Below are 6,320 nucleotides of genomic sequence, written 5' to 3' on the forward strand. Positions count from 1 at the left end.
TACTAGCTCCAATCTTCTTACGTCCTTAAGAGTCATTTATCATATTCTAATATAGACTTATTTATATATTTCACTTTATTTAGAGATATAATTTCAATAAGTTTATATAATGTTATTATTGCTATTTCAATTTCATTATATCATACTTGATCCCTCAAATATGCACATCATAGATGAAATACTGAACTAAAATGAAACGAAATTTAAATCACACTCTATTATGCATAAAGTGTGATAATCAAACATCTATAATATATATATTTTAGAAGTTATTTAATGGTAAGCTTCTCTTATTGGTGTTTAAATCTAGCAATCTTTATCTTTCGGAACGTTTGTAGGATCTTCAACTAAAGTAGTAAAATAATAATCATGATAATGTCCATCTGCACAAGCTGTTTTACCCTTTACTAAATGAATATGCTTTCCGTCTGGAAGGTAAATAGCCGGACCTGTTGTATCACAAAGATCATGGTAGTGATCACAAAAAGTATCTGTACGTCCTTCTATTTTATGAACGTGCGAATTCCCACATTCTATTGCAGGACCAGTCATACCGGCAATTCGATGATTATGTCTCACACATTCATCATCTTTTGCATAATCTGTACTTGATAAATATTCATGATTATGATTCTTTATTCTATAGCTAATATCTACATAGTTACAGTTATCCTCATTTTTATCATTTTGGTTATTTTTATAACCACAGCTGCATCTCCCGTTATTATTACAATTGTATCTCACCGTAAGCTCCTCCTCCGTTATTAAAACATATATAATATTTTATGTTTGCTCGCATATTTGTGTGATTACTTAGTAACATACCATATTTTTATTGCTTTCCTATAGTAAATCCACCATTTCAAGTGGATTTAATTTCTATAAAATTTTGTATAAGTTAGACATCCCATTCCTTAACATTGAACCATTAAAATCGAAATTTCTATATAAAAAATCTTTTTAAACAATCGCAAATAGATCATAATATTTTAATTCTTAAAATTAAATTTTAAAAAAGGTGGCATTGTACATGACAATACCACCTTTATAAAATGAAGAATCTTTTATCAAATCACTTTTATAATATCACAATACTTTAAACTAGTAACTATTTTTCATAACATAAATTTTGACAAAATATGCTAAAGCTCTTTCAAAGAATGCTATATAAATTAGGTCTAATAAAATAAAGATGCAGCCAAATAATGACTGCATCTAATGGTTAAACTTGAGAGAGAGTTATTTAGGATTTGAATATATTGTGTATTTATATAATAGCATATTATTTTTAAATAGTCCATATTAATTAATAATTTCTATTGATTAATATTTTAAAACCCAAAAAAATAGAGGTAAATTAAATCATACAATTTAATTTACCTCTAATAATAAATATTATTGAGCTTGTAAAAATTCCTCATAGCTCTCTATTCTATCCTCTCTATTATTCTTCTTTAGCCAGTTATTATAAGTTAAAATAGTCTCTTCTAACTTGTTAATTTTCATAACTTTTCCAATCTTTTTCTTTTTTTCAGCATATATATTGATTTTCATTAAGTTACCCATAATAACTCTCCTTTCTTAAATATTAAATATTATTTATTATTTTTTATCTTCAAATATATATTACCAGATTATTATAAAATATTCAATACTATTTAAGAATAATTATTTGTTATTTCAAAATTATATTATATTTACTATCCATCTAGTAATACAATTAATAAATAAAATATTTTTAAAATTGTATATATATAATTACATAAATCTCATAAAAATTAAAATAAATTTATTCTATACCTTCAATCCTTAATAATTGAGGATTGTTATTAGAAACTCTAACATGTACCTTTGCTATCTTCATTCTCAAACTTTTTATTATTACCTTTACTTTACATATAAAATAATAGTCCTCGACACCATTAGTAATTACTGTTATAGGATCAAATTTGAATCCATTTATGCCATCTAACGCATCATTTAGCATTACTTTTTCTTCTATAGAAATTTCACTTCTGATTTCCATTTTTCTATTTTCTTTTAACATATAAACAAACACCTTCTCCTGTAATTATATTATTACCGGTTTTTGTCAGTTATTAATCAATTATATAAAGCTTTTCTTAATATAATATTACAAAAAAATAAAGATTCTGCTTTATTAAAAACAAAAGAGACAGATTAAACTTAAAATCTAATCTACCTCTTAGTAATTATCGAGCTCGTAAAAATTCTTCATAATTTTCGATTTTATCCTCTCTGTGTGTTACTTTTAGCCAATAGTTATATTTTAAAATATTTTCTTCTAAAACTCTTAATTTAATTTTACTCTTCTTATTCTTCTTAATCTCTGAATACATAATTATCTTAATTATATTCCCCATATTCACCACCTCCTTCTATATCTATAATACAATTTGCATGTATAAATTTGGGTACTAAAATTTTAGGATATTAAGTATTTTCTCATATCCTAAAATAATTAATTTTCTATAATATATCCTATAATATTTCTTCGATAGTTAGTAAATTTATGCTTCCATCCTTTTTAGTTTTAACATATATTTTGGCTATCTTCATTTTCCTATTATTCGCTTTTACTTTACATATAAAATAGTAATCGTCTTTATAATTTATTATCACAAATACAGGAATAAATTTCCACCCAACTATTCCGTTTAATGCTTTTCTTAATATTCTCTTATCCTTTGCTGTAATTGTATTCCTAATCTCCAAATCATTTACTAGCATGCCATATACCCTCTCTAATAAAATACGCTTATCAGTCTTTATCTTTATCATTTGTCATGAATTAAGTTAATTCCTTACATAAACATTTTTAATTAAAAAATAGTTAACCACAATCTCGTGGCTAACTAAAATATCTAATTTAATATACTACTTCTTTAATAAATATAGTAAGATTATTAACTAAATCAATATATTTTATATTATCATTTTCCTTAAATGCAACTATAGGTCTTGTTGGCATGTTTATATTTTGCTTAATAACCATAGCCTCTAACCCATTACTCAACTTTACACTCAAACCATTAGGGTAACAATAAATTGATCCAACAAAATCCTTATATATATCATTACTGAACCTTTGCTGCCCCATTGCTGCTAATACTTCAATTGCATGGTGTGGCAAGATAGAATCATCAGAATCTAATATATTAATATATTCATTACAAATAGAAACAATCTTTGCAAACTCATATATCTTGTCCCCTTTTAATTTTTCAGGATAACCGCTTCCATCTTCATTTTCATGATGTGAGCGTATGCAAGTACATAATGTTGCCGAAAAATAATTATTACTTTTTACCAATTTATACCCTTCGATAGTATGATCTTCCCCATTAGAAACTATTTTGCCTATATCATGCAATATAGCTCCAATTCCTAGCTTTAGAATTTTGTCCTCACTATATTTTTTCTTATAACCAATTATTATTGATAATAATGCTACATTCAACGAATGAGTACATAATTCAAGGTCTTTATCATTTTTAGCTAAGTTGTTATATAAATAGGCATTTTCTGAAATATTTATATTTTCAATTATTTCTTCGACTATCTTTATTACTGGTTGTTCAGGAACATATCTTTTCCTTTTGCATTCATCAAATACATTCTTTAACTCTTTGATTGCTTTTAGCCTTAATGGTGCATCATATATTTCTTGCAAAGTGACATCATTTATACCATCGTCTATATAAACTGTATTTATACCTATTTTCTTTATTTGCTCTATATTTCTTTCATTAATTTTTGCACCTTTATTCAAATATATCATTCCCGATTGCGTGTAAATAGGAACTGCCAACTCTTTTCCCATTGCTTTTTCGTTTAATATAACTAATCTCATATAGTTCTTCTCCCCCTCACAAATATTTCATTTGTTTTTTATAGTACTATTATAAATTATAATAAAATATACTTTATTGGTCAATTTTTTCACTTTATCCACCATAATCTTAATAAATTATTTTATTCCATATATAAAGAATATGTTAAGTTTTATTAAATGTTTAGTTATAAAATCTCATCTATATATTTTTTTACTTTTTAATCTAATTGTTGAAAATAGTCGTAATACAATTACGTTTTTTTGTTAATACTTTAGATAAGTGAGGTGTAGTTTATGATTATATTAAGTCTAATATTTTTAATTTTTATATTAATAAGTATATTTTTGAGTTCTGCGAAAAACAAAAATATAGATGACTATATGCAAGACATGCAAAAACAGCTACAAGATGAGTTAAAAATAATAAAATAATAATAAAACTTAATATCGCTGTTTTAAATTGCAAAATAAAATGCAGCCATCATATGACTGCATTTTTTTATATATTAATTATGAGGGGTAAAGGGGATTTGAATATCTTTTGTATATTCATATATTAGCACATTATTACAAGATAATCAATATTAATTGATATTTTTTATCAGTTGATCTATGAATTAATACTTCTCACAACGAAATCGAGAGCAATCACTAGTAGTGCAATCTGTAATTTAGCGCTTTTAGCGAAATTTTCATAGCCTGTGAAATAATAATGTTTCTCCTTTTTGGTAGATTGTTTCATAAGACTAAGCTATTATAATGTTTATCTATGTGAAGATCTTTCTTTATGATTATTTCTAAGAAAATAAATATAAGCAGCAATTAGACAATTCCTAATTGCTGCTTTTGATAAATTATGAAAAAAGGTTTAACAATTTAATTATTAACATTTTTTTATTTTTCAAACCATTCCTATACAACAATTTTACTTGTCACAAGGCTTTTATACTATCTCTTCTATAGCTAATAATCTAGGCTTATTTCCATCTTGAACTTTAATATATATCCTCGCCATAGTCATTTGTAAATTTTCTATTATTGTTTTTACTTTACAAATAAAATAATACTCTTCTATTCCATTACTTACTACAGCTATTGGATTAAAGCTCCATCCCTTTATTCCACTTATTGCCTTTTGCAATATCTTCTTATCCCTTTTTGTAACTTTATTTCTAATTTCTAATTCTTTATCATCTCTAATTTCTAGATCCTCAATTTCTTTTTCCATGATATAAACACCCTTTCTAATAACTATATTAATACTTATTTTTGTCAGTCGTTTGTCAAAGTTATTAACCTTTTGTAAACATCATATTACCAAAAAATGAATTATGTAGAGTTAATAAAGAATATTTTTTATATCGGCTCTTATATAATATTCTCAAAGAATGTAAATGTTCTTCTTGATATAGGAAAATATAATTCTTGTGTTTCTTCTGTAATCGTCTTAAATTCATATCCTTGTGATTTATAGTATTCTATTATTTCGGGTAATGCTTCACAAGTATTATTATTCATATCCGTACAATGTAAAAGCAGTATTACTTTTGATAATTTCTCGCTTCCCTTTGTTGCCTTCCTATATAAACTATATGGAGAAAGCTTTGGATTTAATCCATCTGTATTATCCATATTCCAGTCATATACTTTAAAATTATTATCATGTAATTTCTTTAAACATCTATTATTTAAATGCTTACTACTTCCACCTGGAAACCTTATTATATTTGGCGAAATTCCAATAACATTATTTATCTGAATACGGCATGCAAGCATTTCTTGTATAAATTTATCTTCACTACAATAAATTTTATTAAATTTATGAGTATAAGTATGAAGTCCTATACTGTTTCCCTCATCATAAATTCTTTTTACAACCCCTTCTCTTCCTTCAATCTGGCTTCCTATGAGAAAAAAAGTTCCTTTAACATCCTTTTCTTTCAAAATGTCTAGAACACGATCTGTAACTTTATAGCTAGGACCATCATCAAAAGTCAGATAAATTACCTTCTTCATATCATGCGAAACTTTTTTATCCAGATCATGATTTTCACTAGTTGTTTCATTAGATGATATCGGAATAGCACTTACGTTTTTCATGCATATAAATATAACAAAAAGACCACTTAATAAAAATAAGAAAATTTTTATTCTATTCTTCAATTTCTCACCCTCCTTTTATAATCCATTTTAGAATCATAATTCTAAACACTTCTTATAATTTACATATTTAAATTTTTTATTTGTGGTAATTTTGAACATCTACTTTAGTGATAAACAATAACAATTCAACTTATTTGATGAACAGATTTACAAAGTTGCTAAAACCTTGAGTTCATATCTTCACTAGAAATCATAAATATATTTGTAACCACAGGGGTCATAATATGGGAAAACATTTGAAAATGAGCTGTTAAAGGTTCTTAGCTGTAGGTTGTTCCATTTTAGCTTGTGAAGTGAGAGT

8 protein-coding genes are annotated in these 6,320 nt (G+C 25.4%); all 8 read right to left on the reverse strand.

Annotated elements, in window-relative coordinates; all coding sequences use genetic code 11:
• Positions 1-306: 306 nt before the first annotated feature.
• The 8 genes from L1S46_RS24680 to L1S46_RS24715 all read right to left on the reverse strand — a co-directional run bounded on the left by L1S46_RS24680 (position 307) and on the right by L1S46_RS24715 (position 6,019).
• Positions 307-744, reverse strand: coding sequence for a YmaF family protein (locus L1S46_RS24680; RefSeq protein WP_012059464.1), 438 nt, complete (start codon positions 742-744; stop codon positions 307-309).
• Between the two features lie 651 nt (positions 745-1,395).
• Positions 1,396-1,566: a hypothetical protein gene (locus tag L1S46_RS24685; protein WP_238901247.1), complete on the reverse strand. Its 171-nt coding sequence runs from the start codon at positions 1,564-1,566 to the stop codon at positions 1,396-1,398.
• A gap of 223 nt (positions 1,567-1,789) precedes the next feature.
• The gene (locus tag L1S46_RS24690; protein WP_012059465.1) at positions 1,790-2,047 is read right to left on the reverse strand and encodes a hypothetical protein; all 258 of its coding nucleotides are present in this window, start codon (positions 2,045-2,047) and stop codon (positions 1,790-1,792) included.
• A gap of 166 nt (positions 2,048-2,213) precedes the next feature.
• Positions 2,214-2,384 carry a hypothetical protein gene (locus tag L1S46_RS24695; protein WP_017211057.1) on the reverse strand — a complete coding sequence of 57 codons (171 nt, stop codon included), beginning with the start codon at positions 2,382-2,384 and terminating at the stop codon, positions 2,214-2,216.
• A 118-nt stretch (positions 2,385-2,502) separates the two neighbouring features.
• Entirely contained in the window at positions 2,503-2,751 is a 249-nt protein-coding gene (locus L1S46_RS24700) for a hypothetical protein (RefSeq protein WP_238859648.1), read from the reverse strand.
• Between the two features lie 139 nt (positions 2,752-2,890).
• Positions 2,891-3,874 carry an HD domain-containing protein gene (locus L1S46_RS24705; protein ID WP_238901248.1) on the reverse strand — a complete coding sequence of 328 codons (984 nt, stop codon included), beginning with the start codon at positions 3,872-3,874 and terminating at the stop codon, positions 2,891-2,893.
• 925 nt (positions 3,875-4,799) lie between these two features.
• Positions 4,800-5,084 (reverse strand): hypothetical protein, encoded by a 285-nt coding sequence (locus L1S46_RS24710; RefSeq protein WP_012059467.1) that lies wholly within the window; start codon positions 5,082-5,084, stop codon positions 4,800-4,802.
• A 140-nt stretch (positions 5,085-5,224) separates the two neighbouring features.
• Positions 5,225-6,019: a polysaccharide deacetylase family protein gene (locus tag L1S46_RS24715; protein ID WP_238901249.1), complete on the reverse strand. Its 795-nt coding sequence runs from the start codon at positions 6,017-6,019 to the stop codon at positions 5,225-5,227.
• Positions 6,020-6,320: the final 301 nt, after the last annotated feature.

It is taken from the genome of Clostridium sp. YIM B02500 (genome assembly GCF_022324665.1).
In the GTDB taxonomy this organism is placed as follows: Bacteria; Bacillota; Clostridia; order Clostridiales; family Clostridiaceae; genus Clostridium; species Clostridium beijerinckii.

What these genes read in the sequence shown, in the direction of transcription:
- L1S46_RS24695 (WP_017211057.1), bottom strand. Translation starts at nt 2,384, where the DNA reads ATGGGGAATATAATTAAGATAATTATGTATTCAGAGATTAAGAAGAAT.
- L1S46_RS24690 (WP_012059465.1), bottom strand. Translation starts at nt 2,047, where the DNA reads ATGTTAAAAGAAAATAGAAAAATGGAAATCAGAAGTGAAATTTCTATA.
- L1S46_RS24710 (WP_012059467.1), bottom strand. Translation starts at nt 5,084, where the DNA reads ATGGAAAAAGAAATTGAGGATCTAGAAATTAGAGATGATAAAGAATTA.
- L1S46_RS24700 (WP_238859648.1), bottom strand. Translation starts at nt 2,751, where the DNA reads ATGCTAGTAAATGATTTGGAGATTAGGAATACAATTACAGCAAAGGAT.
- L1S46_RS24705 (WP_238901248.1), bottom strand. Translation starts at nt 3,874, where the DNA reads ATGAGATTAGTTATATTAAACGAAAAAGCAATGGGAAAAGAGTTGGCA.
- L1S46_RS24685 (WP_238901247.1), bottom strand. Translation starts at nt 1,566, where the DNA reads ATGGGTAACTTAATGAAAATCAATATATATGCTGAAAAAAAGAAAAAG.